At 70.9% G+C, this 17685-nt stretch carries 9 protein-coding genes and 1 tRNA gene; 6 read left to right on the top strand and 4 right to left on the bottom strand.

Going from position 1 to position 17685, the window contains the following annotated elements; all coding sequences use genetic code 11:
* Positions 1–117 precede the first annotated feature (117 nt).
* The 4 genes from ACTOQ1_RS05640 to ACTOQ1_RS05625 form a co-directional block, all read right to left on the bottom strand.
* The gene (locus ACTOQ1_RS05640) at positions 118–3333 is read right to left on the bottom strand and encodes a non-ribosomal peptide synthetase (protein WP_440064955.1); all 3216 of its coding nucleotides are present in this window, start codon (positions 3331–3333) and stop codon (positions 118–120) included.
* The gene (locus ACTOQ1_RS05635) at positions 3334–10179 is read right to left on the bottom strand and encodes an amino acid adenylation domain-containing protein (protein WP_440064953.1); all 6846 of its coding nucleotides are present in this window, start codon (positions 10177–10179) and stop codon (positions 3334–3336) included.
* A 190-nt stretch (positions 10180–10369) separates the two neighbouring features.
* Entirely contained in the window at positions 10370–10972 is a 603-nt protein-coding gene (locus ACTOQ1_RS05630) for a GNAT family N-acetyltransferase (protein ID WP_440064952.1), read from the bottom strand.
* Between the two features lie 347 nt (positions 10973–11319).
* Positions 11320–11396: transfer RNA gene (locus ACTOQ1_RS05625), tRNA-Leu, on the bottom strand.
* Between the two features lie 113 nt (positions 11397–11509).
* Between ACTOQ1_RS05625 and ACTOQ1_RS05620 the strand changes: the two genes are divergently transcribed.
* From ACTOQ1_RS05620 to ACTOQ1_RS05595, 6 genes are all read left to right on the top strand, one after another.
* Positions 11510–12112 carry an ANTAR domain-containing response regulator gene (locus tag ACTOQ1_RS05620; RefSeq protein ID WP_440064950.1) on the top strand — a complete coding sequence of 201 codons (603 nt, stop codon included), beginning with the start codon at positions 11510–11512 and terminating at the stop codon, positions 12110–12112.
* Between the two features lie 342 nt (positions 12113–12454).
* Positions 12455–13627 (top strand): branched-chain amino acid ABC transporter substrate-binding protein, encoded by a 1173-nt coding sequence (locus ACTOQ1_RS05615; protein ID WP_440065452.1) that lies wholly within the window; start codon positions 12455–12457, stop codon positions 13625–13627.
* 160 nt (positions 13628–13787) lie between these two features.
* Positions 13788–14756 (top strand): branched-chain amino acid ABC transporter permease, encoded by a 969-nt coding sequence (locus ACTOQ1_RS05610; RefSeq protein WP_440064949.1) that lies wholly within the window; start codon positions 13788–13790, stop codon positions 14754–14756.
* Positions 14753–15922, top strand: a complete 1170-nt coding sequence (locus ACTOQ1_RS05605) for a branched-chain amino acid ABC transporter permease (protein ID WP_440064947.1) — start codon at positions 14753–14755, stop codon at positions 15920–15922. The genes ACTOQ1_RS05610 and ACTOQ1_RS05605 overlap by 4 nt, the downstream gene beginning before the upstream one ends.
* Complete coding sequence (locus ACTOQ1_RS05600) at positions 15919–16767, top strand: ABC transporter ATP-binding protein (RefSeq protein ID WP_440064946.1); 849 nt, start codon at positions 15919–15921, stop codon at positions 16765–16767. The genes ACTOQ1_RS05605 and ACTOQ1_RS05600 overlap by 4 nt, the downstream gene beginning before the upstream one ends.
* Positions 16757–17575, top strand: coding sequence for an ABC transporter ATP-binding protein (locus ACTOQ1_RS05595; RefSeq protein ID WP_440064944.1), 819 nt, complete (start codon positions 16757–16759; stop codon positions 17573–17575). Before ACTOQ1_RS05600 ends, ACTOQ1_RS05595 begins: the two co-directional genes overlap by 11 nt.
* The last annotated feature ends 110 nt before the right edge of the window (positions 17576–17685 follow it).

Below are 17685 nucleotides of genomic sequence, written 5' to 3'. Positions count from 1 at the left end.
ATATCGGGAACGGAAGGTGACCTGCCGCTTCCCTGCGTCGCAAGCCGTCTCACTCTGTGGACACCGAATGTGGCGGGAGGCTACCAAGAGCAAGTGTCCAAAATGCCAATTTCGGCCTTAGTTCACCGAGCTGTCATTTCGGTCGTACTCTCCGGCGATCCGCTCGGCCTCCTCGTCCGTGAGATCGTCGATCTCCGCGGCCAGGCACTCCTCCACCACCAGCGCCAGCCCGCGGACCGAACGCGTGGTGAACAGGGCGTTGAGCGGCAGATCGATGCCGACCGCCGAGCAGATCCTGGCGACGACCTTGGTGCCGAGCAGCGAGTGCCCGCCGACGTCGAAGAAGTCGTCGTCGATCCCGATGCCGTTCCTGCCCAGCACCTCGCACCAGATCTCGTGCACCAGCCCCTCACTCGCCGTGACCGGCCCGGCGGGCGCCGCCGACGCCCCCTCCGCGACGGGGGAGGGCAGCGAGGCGCGGTCGAGCTTGCCGTTGGGCAGCCGGGGGAAGTCCCGCACCGGCACGAAGAGGCTCGGCACCATCGTGGCGGGCAGCCGCGACGCCAGGAACGCCCGAAGCTCCCCGGCCGTCACCTCCCCGGCCACCGCCTCCGCGCCCGTTCCCGCGCCTGCCTCCGCGCCCGTTCCCGCGTCCGTGCTCGCGCCCGTTCCGTCGCCCAGGCCCGCGCCCGCACCCGTGTCCACGTACGCGACCAGCGCCCGGCCGCCTGGGGCGTCCTCCCTGACCGCGGCGACCGCCCGCCGCACGCCCGGGTGCGCCGCCAGCGCCGCCTCCACCTCGCCCAGCTCGATCCGCACCCCCCGCACCTTCACCTGGTCGTCCGCGCGCCCGAGGAACTCCAGGGTCCCGTCCGGCAGTCGCCGGACCAGGTCGCCGGTCCGGTAGAGACGCCCGCCCCGGCCGAACGGGTCGGGCAGGAACCGCTCGGCGGTCAGGCCCGGCCGTCCCCGGTAGCCGCGGGCGACCCCGTCACCGCCCAGGAACAGCTCCCCGGCCACCCCCGCGGGCACCGGCTCCATCGCCTCGTCGAGCACGTACGCGGTGGTGCCCGCGACCGGCATGCCGATCGACATCGACTCCGCGCCCTTCGGCACCCGGTGCGCCAGCGACCAGATCGTCGTCTCCGTCGGCCCGTAGAGGTTCCACAGCTCACCGGCGACCCGGTGGATCCGCCCGGCCAGCGACACCGGGAGCGGCTCCCCGCCGCTGAACACGCGCGGCAGCCCGGCGGGCAGCCGCTCCAGGATCTCCTCCAGCACCGACGGCGGCGCCTGCACCGTCGTCACCCCCGCCTCCGCCACCAGCTCGCCCAGCCCGCCGTTGCCGTACGGGGGAGCCAGGACCACCGCGCCGCCCGCCGTCAGCGGGCCGAAGATCTCCAGCGCCGCGATGTCGAACGACAGCGAGGTCAGCAGCAGCATCCGCTCCCGCTCGGTGAACCCGAGCCCGGTGACCAGGTTCACCACCCCGCGATGCGGCACCACCACCCCCTTGGGCACTCCCGTCGACCCCGAGGTGTAGATCACGTAGGCGGGCGAGTCGGGAGAGACCGGGCCGGGAACGAAGTCGGACGCCCCGTTCATCGGCAGCGCGTCCAGCAGGATCGCCGGGGGATGGTCCGACGGCAGCCGCTCCACCAGCGTCGAGCGGGTCAGCAGCAGCGGGCTGCCGGAGTCGGCCAGCATGAACCCCAGCCGCTCCGCCGGGTACTCCGGATCCAGCGGCACGTAGCAGCCGCCCGTCTTCAGCACCGCCAGCAGCGCCACGATCAGCTCGGGACTCCTCGGCAGGCACACCGCGACCGGCGTCTCCGCCCCCACCCCGCGCTCGCGCAGCCGCCGTGCCAGCGCGCCCGCCCGCTCCTCCAGCCGCCCGTAGGTGAGAGTCCCCTCGGAGGAGACGACCGCCGGGGCGTCCGGCGTCCGCTCCGCCCGCTCGGCGATCAGCTCGTGCAGGCAGCGCTCGGGGTAGGAGGCCCGCGGGCCGTGCCAGGAGGCCAGCAGCCTGGCCCGCTCCCGCCCGTCCATCAGCGGCAGCCGGGAGACCGGCAGCTCCGGGTCGTCGACGGCCGCGCCGAGCAGCGTCAGGAACGCCGACACCAGGCGGTGGATCGTGTCCTCGTCGAACAGGTCCGTGCTGTACTCGACCCAGCCCTCCATCCGCCCGTCCGGGTTGTGCAGCTCCATGGTGAGGTCGGCCTTGGAGGTGCCGTTGTTGTACCGGCCGCGCCCGTCCGCCGCGACCTGGTTGAAACCCACCTGGAACAGCGGCGTCCTGCCGGGGTCGCGGGGCGGGCTCAGCACCTCCACCAGCTTCGCGAACGGCACGTTCTGGTGGTCGAACGCCTCCAGCACGGTCGTGCGGACCCGGTCCAGCGCCTCGCCGAACGTCGGGTCGCCGCCCAGGTCGGTGCGGAGCGGCAGGGTGTTGACGAACATGCCGATCAGCCCGTCCAGCTCCGGCAGCTCCCGCCCGGCGACGGGGGAGCCCACCACGACGTCGGTCCGCCCGCTCCAGCGCGCCAGCAGCACCGAGAACGCCGTCAGCAGCACCGTGAACGGCGTGGTGCCCCGCCGCCTGGCCAGCGCGCCCACCCGCTCGGTCAGCTCCTCGGGCACGGCGAAGTCCAGCGCCGAGCCCACGTACCTCATCTCCGCCGGGCGCGGCCGGTCGGACGGCAGCTCCAGCGGGACGCTCCCGCGCAACCGCTCCCGCCAGTAGGCCAGGTCGCCGTCCAGCTCGCCGCCGCCCAGCCGGTCGCGCTGCCAGACCGCGTAGTCGGCGTACTGGATCGCCAGCTCGGGCAGCTTGGGCTCGCGGCCCTCGCGCAGCGCCCGGTAGACCTCGGTCAGCTCCCGCCACAGGACGCCGGCCGACCAGGCGTCGAAGATCGTGTGGTGCAGGACGAGCAGCAGCCGGCACTCCCCGCCGCCCAGCGTCACCAGCCGCACCCGCCAGAGCGGGGCACTGTCCATCCGGAACGGCGCGCGCGCCTCCTCCGCGGCGACCCGCTCGAACTCCTTCGCCGCAGCCTCGGCGGGCAGCTCGGACAGGTCGGTCCTGGCCACCGAGACCGGCACCCGGTCCGCGATCGTCTGCACCACCCGCTCGTCGCGCAGCTCGAACGCCGTCCGCATCGACTCGTGCCTGCCCGCGAGCACCGCCAGCGCCCGCTCCAGGAGGTCGGGGTCCACCGGCCGCAGGTCGGCCGCCTCCGAGCGGATCGCGGTGTTGTAGACGGCCAGGTCGGGCAGGAGCTCGTGCAGGAACCAGATCCGCTCCTGGGCGAACGAGGCGGGAAAGACGTCCATCTAGACTTTCTCCTTCAGGCACTCGCGAAGCTGTTCCGCGATCACGGGCAGGGCGGCCGTCTCGCCCAGGGTGGCCAGCCAGTGCCACTGCTCCAGGGCGTGGCAGAGCCGGTAGAAGGCGAGCCGCTCCGGCCAGTCGTCGGGCAGGTCGCCGTACCCCTCCAGCAGGTACCGCCGCCGCTCCTCGTCGCCCCTGACCGCGAAGTAGTCGGTCCGCGCCAGGTCCATCAGCGGGTCGCCGCCCAGCGCGTTCTCCATGTCGATCACCCCGGTCATCCGCAGCGGGCCCCCCGGCCCGCCCTCCTCGGCGACCATGACGTTGCGCTCGTGGAAGTCGTTGTGGCACAGCACGGGGGAGTCGCAGCGCGCCGTCAGATGGCGGTGGCGCGCGACGTACGCGGAGAGCTCCGCGTGCAGCTCCGGGTCCCCGCCGAACTCGGTGAACTGCGACAGCCTCAGGTCCAGCTGCCCGCCCACGTACGCCTCGTTGGAGCTCTCCTGCGGCCCGTCGATCGGCCCGAACCTCTCCACCCGCACGCCGTGCACCGCCCGCAGGGTCCGGCCCATCTCCCGGTACAGGACCGCGACCTCCTCGGCCGCGAGCCCGCCGGAGACCTCCGACAGCGGCCGTCCCGGCACCTTCGTCATCACCGCGTACGCGTGCGGCAGTTCGCGCCGCGAGACGTCCCAGTGCACCATCTCTGGGCAGGAGGCGCCGCTGCCGCGCAGCAGCTCGTAGACGCGCGCCTCCTTGTGCAGCCGCGCCGCCAGCACGTCCGGGTAGATCTTCACGATGAGGTCGCGGTCGGCGCACCTGACCTCGTACACCGCGCTGATCTCCCCGCCGGTCCGCAGCACCACCTCCCGCACCTCCGCGTCCGGGTACGGGGTGCGCAGCACCGCCTTCGCGCGCTCCAGCGGCAGCGGCATCGTGATGGCCTTGGCGAACGCCGGGGCGGTCCAGGACACGCTCACCCGGTTGCCCACCCGCTCGCGCAGGATCTGGGCCCCGACCAGGTCGTCCGCCGGGGCGTCCGGCATCTCGTCGTCGAACCGCGACAGCACCCGCGTGCGCATCGAGATCAGCACGTGCGCCGCGATGCCCAGGCCCAGCACGATGTACATGAGCGCCACGCCACGGCCCGGGCCGACGCCGATCACCGCGCCCACCGTCGGCGCCAGCGCGCCGCCGGGCACCAGCAGCGGGTTGAGCAGCCGCTCGCCCAGCGGCGCCACCACCGCCATGCCGATCGGCAGCGTCGACCACGACACCATCTGGTTGAACGACTGCACGCGGCCGTGGAAGCGCTGCGGCACCTTCGTGTGGATGATCGTCAGGAAGGTGCCGTTCACGATCGACAGGCAGCCCCACAGGCCGAACGCCCCGAGCCCCACCCCCCACGCGACGGGCTGCGACCCGGTGATCACCGCGAACACCGACAGTCCCAGCGTCGCCAGCATCACGCCGCGCATCCGCCGGCGCCTCGGCCCGCCCCACAGCGCGATCACCATGCCGCCCAGCGCCCCGCCCAGGCCGCCGACGAAGGAGATCTGCCCGGCGACGGTCAGCGTGGAGAACGACAGCACCAGCGGCGTGATCGACAGCAGCAGCGCCGAGAGCATCACGTTGAGCGTCGCGAAGTAGATCATCGCCGCCCGCAGGTGCCGGTTGCCGATCGACATCCGCAGCCCCTGCGCGATCTCCTTCGACAGGGGCTCCCTGGGGGAGTGCGCCATCGTGTCAGGGAAGCGGATCAGCAGCAGCGCGCCCAGCACCAGCGCGAAGCTCGCCACGTCGACCACGAGGATGCCGCCCAGGCCGATGGTGGACAGCAGCGCGACGGCCACCAGCGGCGCCGCGAACTGCGCCGTGCCGATCACCATCTGCACCACCCCGGCCGCGTGTCCCATGTACTCCTTCGGGACGAGCTGGGGGAGCGCGGTGGTGAAGCCCAGCCGCTGGAAGATCAGCGCGATCGACAGGCACGCGGTCAGCGGGTAGATGTGCCAGATCTGCAGGGTGTCCGTCCAGAACAGGGCACCCAGGACGAGCTGCGTGCCACCGGCCATGCAGTTGCCGAGGATCATCATCGAACGACGGCTCGACCGGTCCACGATCGCCCCGGCCAGCGGCGCGATCACCACCCCCGGCATGATCGACAACGCCACGAACAGGGCGAAGTCCACCAGAGACCCGGTGGTCAGGTAGATCCACACCGGGATCGCGAAGTCCGTGATCGCGGTGCCCACCATCGACACCAGCTGGAACGCCGCCACCACCAGGAACCGCCGCAGGCTGGGCGGCGGCGCCTTCATCCCGGCCCGCGCCCTGCGGGGACCGCCCGCCTTCCCGGGGCCGCTCCCGTTGGCCCTTCCGGCACCGCCCCCGCCCGCCGGGGCCGCCGCGTCCTTGCCGTCAGACCTGTCGGACCTCCTCCCGGAGCCCGGCGCTTCACGGGAGGCGGCGACCGTCACGGAGCCGGACGCGTCCTCACCGTCCTCACCGCCCCCTTCCTGAGCGGAATCCGTCGCCCCCTCCGAGAGATCCGGGGCGGGGGAGTCGACGGAGACCTCCTCGACCCACCAGCCCGCCCCGGGACCCCGCGAGGACCGGTCGAGCGTGCCCGCCGCGCCGTACCCCATGGCGATGTGTGTGTTGGTGAGGATCTCCGACAGCTCAGCAGCCCGATATTTCAGGAAATAGTGACCTGCCTCGTCCAGGATCACCAGCGCCGTCGTGTCACTCAGGAAGTGCCACTCCCGGTAGCGCTCCTGGTAGTAGTCGGTCGTCGGATCCTGCTCGCCCACCACCGAGATGACCGGCGCCCGCAGCCGCTCCACGCGCTCGGCCAGCACCCGCGTGAAGATCTCCTCCGCGATCAGGGTGTCACGCCGCTGGTTGCGCACCATGAACCGGATCTGCTCGTCGTCCAGCCCCGAGATGTCGGTGCCCATCGACTTCATCCGGTTCTCGTACACCCGGTCGCCGCGCAACCGGTCGTAGCGCGTCAGCCGCGCCAGCGGCCCGGCGATCCGGCCCCGCGGCCTGGCGAACGGGAAGATCGCCCCGATGTACACCGCCTCCAGCGCGCGGCCCCGCTCCTCCAGCCGGCGCGCCACCTCCACCACCAGCGCGCCGCCGATGCCGCAGTGCCCGTACAGGGCCAGGGGACCCTCGACGTTCTCCAGGATCTCGGTCACGCACAGGTCCGCGACCTCGTCGATCGGCCTGGTCTCCTCGTCCGGCAACCCGGGGTCGTGCCCGGGGAAGGCCAGCGCGTGCAGCGAGCACCCGTCGGGCAGCGCGTCGGCCAGCGGCTGGAAGATCAGCGGGCTGCCGCCGCCGTACGGCACGCACACGTACGTCATCAGCGCGGGTCCCGGCCTGGTCAGCTCGTACAGCAGGCTCCGCGGCCCCGCGGGACCCGCGGGCCGCTCCACCAGGGCCGCCAGCTCGCGCACCGTGGGGTGCTTGAACAGGTCCATCACCCCGACCGCGCGCCCGCCGACCACCGGCAGCGCCTTGCGCATCCGCGCCACCGCCTGGATCGCGACCAGCGAGTGGCCGCCCAGCTCGAAGAAGTCACCGTCGGCGCCGACCGACTCCACCTCGAGCAGCTCCCGCCAGATGTCGGCGATGGCCCGCTCCACCGGCGTCCGCGGCTCGGCCCCCGGCCCCGCCGACTCGGCGCCCCGCCGCTCCGGCGCGGGCAGCGCCTTGCGGTCCAGCTTGCCGTTCGGGCTCAGCGGCAGCGCCTCCAGCACCACGAACGCCGACGGCACCATGTGGTCGGGCAGCGTCACCTTCAGCGCCCGCCGCAGCTCCGCCCCGTCGAGCCCGTCGAGCCCGTCGAGTCCCGCCCCGGCCGCGTTCGCGTCCGTGCCCGTGTCCGTGCCTGTGTCCGTGCCTGCGTCCGTGGGCACCACGTACGCGACCAGCCGCCTGTCACCCGGCGCGCCGTCCTCCCGCACCGTCACCACCGCCTCGCGCACCCCCACGAGCCCGCGCAGCACCGCCTCGATCTCGCCCAGCTCGATCCGCTGCCCGCGGATCTTCACCTGGTGGTCGATCCGCCCCAGGAACTCGATCGCGCCGTCGCGGCGCAGCCGCACCAGGTCACCCGTCCGGTACAGGCGCGCCCCCGCCGTCCCGAACGGGTCGGGCACGAACCGCTCCGCCGTCAGGCCAGGCCGGGCGTGGTAGCCCATCGCCACCTGCGCCCCGCCGATGTGCAGCTCGCCGGGGACCCCGAAGGGCACCGGCCGCAGGTGCCGGTCCAGCACGTACAGCGAGGTGTTCTCCACCGGGTGCCCGATCGGCACCGTCGCGTCACCCGGGCGGCACCGCCACAGGCTCACGTCGATCGCCGCCTCCGTCGGCCCGTACAGGTTGTACAGCCCCGTCCCCGGCAACCGCCGGAAGAACCGCTCGGCCACGTGCGCGGTCAGCTCCTCGCCGCTGCACACCACCCGGCGCAGCGACCCGCACGCCTCGACGCCCTCCTCCTCCAGGAACGCCGCCAGCATCGACGGGACGAAGTGCGCCGTCGTCACCCCCCGGTCCACGATCAGGTCCCGCAGGTACGCCGCGTCCCGGTGCCCGCCGGGACGGGCCAGCACCAGCCGCGCGCCCGTCACCAGCGGCCAGAAGAACTCCCACACCGACACGTCGAAACCCGCCGGGGTCTTCTGCACCACCACGTCGTCGCCGGTCAGCCCGTAGACGTTCTGCATCCAGCCCAGCCGGTTGCGGATGCCCCCGTGCGTGTTGGGCACCCCCTTGGGCCGTCCCGTCGACCCCGAGGTGTAGATCATGTAAGCCGCGTCCGCCGACGTCGCCGACGGCTCCACGGGCGTGTCCGGCCCGTCGAGCGGGTCGTCCAGCACGACCGTCACCACCCCGCCGCCCGGGGGCGCCTCCCCCGGGCCCGCGCCCAGGTCCGGCACCTCGCGGGCGGCGTCCCGAGCCGCGCCCAGCGGGTCCCCGGGGAGCACGCCGAGCACCGCCCGCTGCGCCAGCAGCACCGGCACCGCCGCGTCGGCCAGCATGAACGCCAGCCGCTCCGGCGGATACTCCGGATCCAGCGGCACGTACGCCCCGCCGGCCTTCACCACCCCCAGCAGCGCCGCCACCAGCTCGACCGACCGCTCCGCGCACACCGCCACCAGAGTGCCCGGACCCACCCCCAGCCCCCGCAACCGGTGAGCCAGCCGGTTGGCCCGCGTCTCCAGCTCCGCGTACGTCAGGCGCTCGTCCTCGAACTCCACCGCGACCGCGTGAGGCGTCCGGGCCACCTGGGCCTCGAACATCCCGCCCAGTGTCGCCCCGTCCGCGTACGGCTCGCCGGGACCCGTCGCGCACGCCAGCACCCGCTCCCGCTCGTCGGCGGGAAGGACGTCCAGCTCCGAGATCCGCGCCGACGGAGCCGCCACCACCGCCCTCAGCAGCGTCTCCAGCTGCGCGGCCATCCCCTCGACCGTGGCCGCGTCGAACAGGTCGCGGTTGTAGACGAACAACCCGCCCATCCCGTCCGGCTGCTCGGTCAGGAACAGCTCCAGGTCGAAACGCGTCGCCCTGGCCTCGAACACGAACGGCTCCACCGACAGGCCGGGCCAGCGCGTCCCCTCCCTGCGCCCGTAGCTCTGCAGCGCGAAGACCGCCTGGAACACCGGCGACCTGCTCACGTCCCGCTCGATGCCCAGCTCCCCGACCAGTTGCTCGAACGGCAGCTCCTGGTGCGCGTACGCCTCGGTCGTGGTCCGCCTGACCCGCTCCAGCAGCTCCAGGAACCCCGGGTCGCCCGACAGGTCCGCGCGCATCGCCAGCACGTTCACGAACATGCCGATCGCGCCCTCCAGCTCCCGCCGGGGACGCCCGCCCACCGGGGAGCCGACCGCGAAGTCGTCCTGGCGCGCGTACCGGCCCAGCAGCACCTGGTACGCCGCCAGCAACACCATGTACAGGGTCGTGTCGGACCTGCGCGCCAGCCGCGTCAGGCCCTCCACCAGCTCCCGGCCCATGTCGAAACCGTGCGAGGCTCCCGCGAACGTCTGCTCGCCCCGCCGCCGCCCGTCCACCGGGAGTTCCAGCGGGACCACCCCGGCCAGCTGTGACCGCCAGTACGACAGGCCGGCCTCGGAGACGGGCCGGTCCCGCTGCCACAGCGCGTAGTCGCCGTACTGCAACGGCGGCTCGGGAAGCTCCGTCCCCGAGTAACAGGCCCGCAGCTCCTCGGCGAGGATGTCGGTGGACCAGCCGTCGCCGCAGATGTGGTGCAGCGCCACCAGCAGCACGTGATCCTCGGCGCCCGCAGCGTCCTCGCCGTCCTCGCCGTCCTCGCCGTCCCCGCCGTCCTCGCCGCCCACCCGCACCAGCAGCGTCCGCAGCAGCGGTCCCCGCGCCAGGTCGAACGGCAGCGCCGCCGCGTCGCTCACCAGCCGTATCGCCGTCCGCTCGCCGTCCGCCTCCGCCCTCTCCAGCGGAATCTCGACCCGCTCCTCCACGACCGCCGTCGGACGCCCGTCCTCGTCGGCGGGAAAACGCGTCCGCAGGCTCTCGTGCCTGGCCACCACCGTCCCGATCGCCCGCTCCAGCGCCGCGACGTCCAGCGGCCCCGTCAACCGCAACGTCATCGGGATCGTGTACGCGGCGGTGCCGGGAGCGAACTGGTCCATGAACCACAGCCGCTCCTGCCCGAACGACAGCGGCGCGTCCTGTCCCTGCGGCCGCCGGGGGATCGTGAAGACCGGATCCGGCACGCGACGGCGCAGCCGTTTCTCCAGCAGTGCTCGCTTGGCGTCGGAAAGCTGTGTGCTGCTCAGGGACCGGCCAGGCGAGGACGTCACACGTGGCTCACTTTCCGCAGGGGGCTGAGACGCGCTCCGCGGACGGGAAACGCGTCAGGTCTCTCCTAAACCGCTTACCTTTCCTCAGGATTAATGACATTCATACATATCTGTCTGACTGAGTCGAGATCAACAACACAACCCGATTACCCGCGGGGCGGCTGTCTCCCGCGCCGTCACGCACGCGTCGTCACCCGCGAGGATCGGTCTCCTCGTACTCCCACGTCCGCAACACCAGCGACCGGCCCTTCTCCTCGGAGGGGACGGGCGGCGCGTCCGTCAGGCGGTATCCCGCCGCGCGGGCCACCGCCACGCTCGCCGCGTTACCGGCCTCGATCTCCAGCAGCAGCCGGGACACCCCCACCGTCTTGCGGGCGAACTCCGTCATCACCCGCACCGCCCCCGACGCCAGCCCCCGCCCCCGGTAGGCGGCCCCCAGGCCGTAACCGATCTCCGCGACGTCCAGGCCCAGCCCGCTCAGCATCAGCAACACCTCGCCCGCCGGCTCGCCTCCGTCCACGGTGATCGCCAGCTGCACCCGCTCCCCGGCCGCCCGCCGCCGCCGGGCCCGATCCAGGTAGGCCCGCGCCGCCTCCGGGTCGAACGGCGAGGCCAGCGGCGTCCAGTAGGCCACCTCGGGGTCGTCGAACAGCTCCACCATGGCCGCCAGGTCGTCGTCCTCCCATTCGCGCAGCACCACCCCGTGCCCGCTCAGCCTCACCCGCTCGGGAAGGCACACCCGCCCGACACCGAGATCGCCCCGCTCCGTCCGGCCGTCCCCCGCAGTTCCCACGCCGCCACCTTCCGTCACACCACTTCATGCCACTTCCGAGCAACCTACTCCGCTCGCGGATCCGGCATTCGTGGCCGGTGTCAGGCGTCGCCGGTGCGCCGTTCCCGGACCGCTTCCGCGGGGGCACCGCAGGGTCCGGCCACCCGTCGGCCAATGAGGCCGGGGGCAGGGCGCCGAGCGGTGAGCGCCGAGCAGTGATCGTCGAGGGACGGAGAGCGCGGTCGACGGTTTCGCGGGAGTGCGGGGAGGGGGCCACCGTGCCGGGCGCCGGCGACGGTTTTCCGGCCGCCACGTGCCGTGCGGGAGATGTCCGGACCAGCCGGTTCCGGATCGGCCGAATCGGACGGTGGTGCCCCGAGTGGGATTCGAACCCACACTGAATGGATTTTGAGTCCATCGACTCTGCCGATTGGTCTATCGGGGCATTTTTCGTTATTTGTCCGGATCTTGCGCGCCAGCTAAGAGCTTACCTAGAAGTAGATCACTCTCGGGCACCGGCGTGGTCCCAATCTAGCGGACGTCGGTACTCTCTTGCTCGTGAGTACGCAGCGGCGAGTGGTGATCGCGGAAGACGAGGCACTGATCCGCCTCGACCTCAAGGAGATGCTGGAGGAGGAGGGGTATGCGGTCGTCGCGGAGGCCGGGGACGGGGAGTCCGCGGTCAAGCTGGCGATGGAGCAGCGGCCGGATCTGGTGATCCTGGACGTGAAGATGCCCATCCTGGACGGGATCTCGGCGGCCGAGCAGATCGTGTCGCAGCGGATCGCGCCGTGTCTCATCCTCACGGCCTTCTCGCAGCGCGATCTGGTCGAGCGGGCGAGGGACGCCGGCGCGATGGCGTACCTGGTGAAGCCGTTCACGAAGTCGGACCTGGTCCCGGCGATCGAGATGGCGGTCAGCAGGCACGAGGAGATCGCCGCGCTGGAGCGGGAGGTCGGGACGCTCTCGGAGCGGCTGGAGACGCGCAAGCTGGTGGAGCGGGCCAAGGGCCTGCTGATGGAGCGGCACGGGTGGAGCGAGCCACAGGCGTTCCGGTGGATCCAGAAGGCCTCGATGGACCGCCGGCTGAGCATGCGGCAGGTGGCGCAGATCGTGGTGGCGGACGGGGCGGAGCCCGAGGTGGAGACCCCGGAGGCCTGATCGGGGTCTTTCGTCCCCTTTGGGGGGTCACGCCCGCCAGGCGTCCGCAGAGCGCGTTCCAGAGGGTGCGGCGCGGACCTCCGGGCGGTCGGAGCGATCCCCGTGGAGACCCTAAGGTTGCCAGTGACCACGGCTTTTGCATCTGATAGCCGAAAAGGATCGGTGTTATAACGAAGCGGCAACGGTGGGCCGTCCTGTATCGACCCGTGACATCCGCTAGTTGTACTAACCGACACAACCCCTGGCCACCCGCCAGGGAAGGGCATCTGTGAACTCGGTCTCGACGAGGGACCGGGCGAAAGGAAGGCAACCTTGCGGCCTAAGACTGCACGCCTCGGTGGAGTGCTTGCCGCCGGTGTGGCGCTCACCCTCGGTCTCGCTGCCTGCAGCAGCGGTGGCACGGAGGCCACGCCGGCTGCTGAGGGTGGCTCCAGTGCTGCCGCCCCCAGCACCGTCAAGCTTGGCTTCATGGGTGACCTGACCGGTGCCAACGCCGGCATCGTCATTCCCCCCCGGAACGGTGCGAAGCTCGTCATCGACGAGTACAACAAGACCAACCCGGCTGTGAAGATCGAGCTTGTCGAATACGACAGCCAGGCGGACCCGTCCAAGGCGGTCGCCCTGGCCCAGCAGGCCATCAAGACCGACAAGATCGTCGGTATGATCGGCCCCGCTTTCTCCGGTGAGTCCGCCCAGGTGGCGCCGGTGCTGGAGGAGGCGAAGCTGCCGAGCATCTCGGCCTCCGCCACCAACGCCGCGCTGGCGACGAACGGCTGGAAGTACTGGCACCGCGTGCTGCCCAGCGACAGCATCCAGGGCCCCGGCATCGGTGACTTCATCGCGACCGGCGTCGGCGCGAAGAAGGTCTTCGTCATCGACGACAAGTCCGAGTACGGCAAGCCGCTGTCCGACGCGGTCAAGGCCGCGCTCGAGGCCAAGGGCGTGACGCCGGAGACCGACTCGCTCGACCCGGCCGAGAGCGACTTCTCCTCCGTGGTGAACAAGGTCGCGGCGGCCAAGCCCGAAGCGATCTTCTTCGGCGGTTACTACGCCGCGGGCGGCAACCTGCTCAAGCAGCTCCGCGACAAGGGCGTGACCGCGAAGTTCCTGTCCGGCGACGGTTCGCTGGACAAGGGCCTGATCGACGGCGCCGGTGCCGAGAACGCCGAGGGCGCCCTGGTCGGCTGCCCCTGCTACATCGCCACCCCGGACGTCACCGACGCCAAGGTGAAGGCCTTCGCCGACGCCTACAAGGCCGCCTACAGCGCCGACCCGGCCATCTACGCGGCCGAGGGCTACGACGCCGCGACGGTCTTCGTCGACGCCATCAAGGCGGGCAACGTCACCCCCGACAAGATCAACGAGTTCATCGCCACGGTGGACCTCGCGGGTGTCTCGAAGCAGGTCAAGTTCGAGGCCAACGGTGAGGTCTCGGCGAAGGACATCTACATCTACCAGGTCAAGGATGGCGCGATCGGCCTCCTGGGCAAGGCCACAGAGGCCAAGCTGGGTTAGTCCGGCGCTGAAGGAGATTAGGTAGTCGACGCGCGGGGAGCGGGAACGCCGCGAATGCGTTCCCGCTTCTCGCGTACTTCCAGAGAGTCCACGAGGTTCTGCTGGAGGCGGTGTGCTACCCGGACGTGCAGGCGACCCCCGCTAGAAGTGGTAATCCCTAGTGCTCAATGACTTCATCAATCAGTTCTGGCCGGCGACGATCGACGGCCTGGCCTTCGGCTCGATCTACGCCCTGATCGCGCTCGGTTACACCATGGTGTACGGCGTGCTGCGGCTGATCAACTTTGCGCATTCCGAAGTTTTCATGATCGGCACCTTCGGTGCGATGTTCGTACCGTTCGTGTTCGGCATCAACTCGCCCCTCACGGGCATCGCGCTGGTCGGCCTCATCGTGGCGATGATCCTGGCCGGCATGCTCGCCTCGGCGGGCACCGCGGTGGCGCTGGAGCGAATCGCCTACCGGCCGCTGCGCCAGCGCGGCGCGTCCCGGCTGGCGGCGCTGATCTCGGCGATCGGCGCTTCGATCTTCCTGCAGGAGCTGTTCGCGCTCCTGGTGATCCCGAACGTCTTCGACCGTCCCGAGCAGGGCAGGATCCAGATGGGTCTGCCCCGCATCATGGAGCGGACCGAGCTTTTCTCGATCTTCGGCCATTCGGTCCGGGTCGACCAGATCTTCGTCATCGTCGCCGCGATCGGCATGATGATCGCGCTGGACGCCCTGGTGAACCGGACGAAGATCGGCCGGGGTATCCGCGCCACCGCGCAGAACCCCGAGGCGGCCGTCCTGATGGGCGTCGACATCAACAGGATCGTCCGTATGACCTTCCTCATCGGCGGCAGCATGGCCGGTGTGGCGGGGGCGCTCTACCTGATCTCGTACGAGAACACGAACTACTACATCGGATTCCTCTTCGGTATCAAGGCGTTCACCGCGGCGGTCCTGGGTGGCATCGGTAACCTGCGCGGCGCCCTGGTCGGCGGAATCACGCTCGGGCTGGTGGAGAACTACGGGGCCATCTTCTTCGGCTCCGACTGGAAGCACGTGATCTCCTTCACCATCCTCGTCTTGGTCCTGATGTTCCGCCCCACCGGCATCCTCGGTGAATCACTCCAGCAGGCGCGCGCATGAACCAGAAGAATCCCCTGGCAGGCTTCCGCAACGGCCTCGGCCGCTTCGGCGACGTCATGCACGATCGCTGGCAGGACACTCCCGGCTGGCAGCGCTGGATCCTCTATGTGGTCCTGATCGTCGCGGCGCTGCTGTTGCCGTCGGAGAGCCTCGCCCCCTTCATGTCGCCCTACACCGACTGGGCGAGCATCCTGTTCTTCCCGATCGGGACGTACGTGGTCCTGGCGATCGGCCTGAACGTGGTGGTCGGCCAGGCGGGCCTGCTCGACCTGGGCTTCGTCGCGTTCTACGCGGTCGGCGGCTACGCGATGGCGCTGATCGGCACCCGGCTGGGCTGGAACTTCTGGCTCATCCTGCTGGTCGGCATCGGGATCTGCGCCCTGTCGGGCATCACGCTGGGCGCTCCGACGCTGCGGTTGCGCGGTGACTATCTGGCGATCGTCACGCTGGGCTTCGGTGAGATCATTCGCATCACCGCCCGCAACACCGACGAGATCGGCGGCCCGAACGGCATCCGCGGCATCCCGCACCCGCCGAGCTACGAGGACCTGCACCTGTTCGGGATCAGCATCCCCAACGTGTTCGGGGTCGATCCGTTCAAGTACGGCGTGCTGGATCCGCGACCCTACTACTACCTGCTGGTCGCACTGGCCGTCATCGTGATCATCCTGGTGAAGCGCTGGGAGAAGAGCCGGGTCGGGCGAGCCTGGGCGGCGATCCGCGAGGACGAGGACGCGGCCGAGGTCATGGGCGTGCCGACGTTCCGCTTCAAGATGCTCGCCTTCGCCATCGGCGCCTCCATCGGTGGCGCGATGGGCGTGCTGTGGGCGGCGAAGGCCATCTCGATCAACCCGAACGACTTCCAGTTCCTGCTGTCGGCGACGATCCTGGCCGCGGTGGTCATGGGCGGCGCGGGCAACCTGCCGGGTGTCATGCTGGGCGCCTTCGTGGTCGCGTGGCTGCCCGAGCGGTTCCGCGGCCTGCAGGAGTACCGCATGCTGATCTTCGGCGCGGTGCTCGTGGCGCTGATGATCTTCCGTCCGGAGGGTCTGCTGCCATCGCGCCAACGCAAGGCGGAGCTGAAAGAGGGGTCAGGCGGGATGGGTACGCTCGGAGCCGAGGTTCCCGGGCCCGAGTCGCATGGTGAGGAGGTGGCTTCCAAGTGAGCGCCGAAGTGAACCCGGCCGAGGTGAATCCGGCCGGTACGAACCCCAAGGCGGTCCAGGCGGAGCGCGGCGGCCGCGTCATGCTGGAACTGAAGAACCTCGTCATGCGGTTCGGCGGTGTCACGGCCCTGCGCGAGGTCAACCTGACCATCAACGAGGGAGAGATCTTCGCCCTCATCGGCCCGAACGGCGCCGGAAAGACCACGGTCTTCAACGTGGTGACCGGCGTCTACCAGCCGACCGAGGGTGAGGTCCGCTTCCTGGACGAGAAGATCAGCGGCGTCAAGCGCTTCAAGATCACCAAGCGGGGCATCGCCCGCACGTTCCAGAACATCCGGCTGTTCCACAACATGACGGCCATCGAGAACGTCATGGTGGGCGCGGACGCGCACCACAAATCGGGCATGGTCAGCGTGGCGCTGGGGCTTCCCTGGCACCGCCGGGCCGAGAAGGACGGGCGAAAGCTCGCGATGGAGCTGCTCGACTTCGTCGGCATCTCGCACCGCGCCAACGAGCACGCCAAGAACCTGCCCTACGGTGACCAGCGCCGCCTGGAGATCGCCCGCGCGCTGGCGACCGACCCGAAGCTGCTGCTGCTGGACGAGCCCGCCGCCGGTATGAACCCGGCGGAGAAGGTGGCGCTGCAGCAGCTGATCCGGGACATCCGCGACGCGGGCCGGACGATTCTGATCATCGAGCACGACATGAGCCTCATCATGGGCATCAGTGACCGCATCGCGGTGCTGGACTTCGGCCAGAAGATCGCCGATGGCCTGCCGGACGAGGTGCGGACCGACCCCCGGGTCGTCGAGGCGTATTTGGGAGCTCCCGCCGATGCTTCTTGAGGTCAAGGACATCCGTGTCCACTACGGCAAGATCGAGGCGCTCAAGGGCATCTCGGTCGAGGTGAACGAGGGCGAGATCGTCACGCTCATCGGGGCGAACGGGGCGGGCAAGACCACGACCCTGAAGACCATCTCGGGCCTGCGCGGCCTGTCGTCGGGGAGCATCACCTTCGACGGCAAGGACATCAGCAAGATGCCCGGCCACAAGCGGGTCCTCGCGGGCCTGGGGCAGGCGCCCGAGGGCCGGGGCGTGTTCCCCGGCATGACGGTGCACGACAACCTGCTCATGGGGGCGTACACCCGCTCGGGTGACTTCAGCGCCGACCTGGCCGAGGTCTACGAGCTGTTCCCCCGCCTGGCGGAGCGCAGGACCCAGATGGGCGGCACGATGTCCGGCGGCGAGCAGCAGATGCTCGCCATCGGCCGCGCGCTGATGGCCAAGCCCAAGGTGCTGCTGCTCGACGAGCCGTCGATGGGCCTGGCGCCGCTGCTGGTGCAGCAGATCTTCGAGATCATCGAGGAGATCAACCGCCGCGGCACCACGGTGCTGCTGGTGGAGCAGAACGCCCAGCAGGCGCTCAAGCTGGCCCACCGCGCCTACGTCCTGGAGACCGGGAAGGTGGTCAAGAGCGCGCCCGCGGACGAGCTGCTCAACGACCCCGCCGTGCAGGCCGCCTACCTGGGCGGCGGCGCGGAGCTCGACCTGGAGGCGGAGGCGGCGCAGGCCGCGCCCGCTCCGGCGGTCCCGCCTCCCGCCGCCACCCCGCAGGAGAAGCAGGACTTCACGAAACCGGAAGAGCTGCCCTGACCCGGTGATCTCCCGCCTCCGTGGGGCTCCCACGGGGCCTTCACCGGCCCGACGGCAGGTGACGGGCCCGTCGCGCGCTCGCGCGGCGGGCCCGTCCACGCCGGTACGGG

Source organism: Streptosporangium sp. OZ121 (assembly GCF_051918885.1).
GTDB lineage: Bacteria > Actinomycetota > Actinomycetes > Streptosporangiales > Streptosporangiaceae > Streptosporangium.
The sequence above is the reverse complement of the archived record's forward strand: the minus strand, read 5'-3'. Positions and strand labels throughout refer to the sequence as shown.

Bases quoted from the DNA above. Each gene is read 5' to 3' on its own strand.
- ACTOQ1_RS05640 (WP_440064955.1), bottom strand. From the start codon at position 3,333: ATGGACGTCTTTCCCGCCTCGTTCGCCCAGGAGCGGATCTGGTTCCTG.
- ACTOQ1_RS05595 (WP_440064944.1), top strand. From the start codon at position 16,757: ATGCTTCTTGAGGTCAAGGACATCCGTGTCCACTACGGCAAGATCGAG.
- ACTOQ1_RS05605 (WP_440064947.1), top strand. From the start codon at position 14,753: ATGAACCAGAAGAATCCCCTGGCAGGCTTCCGCAACGGCCTCGGCCGC.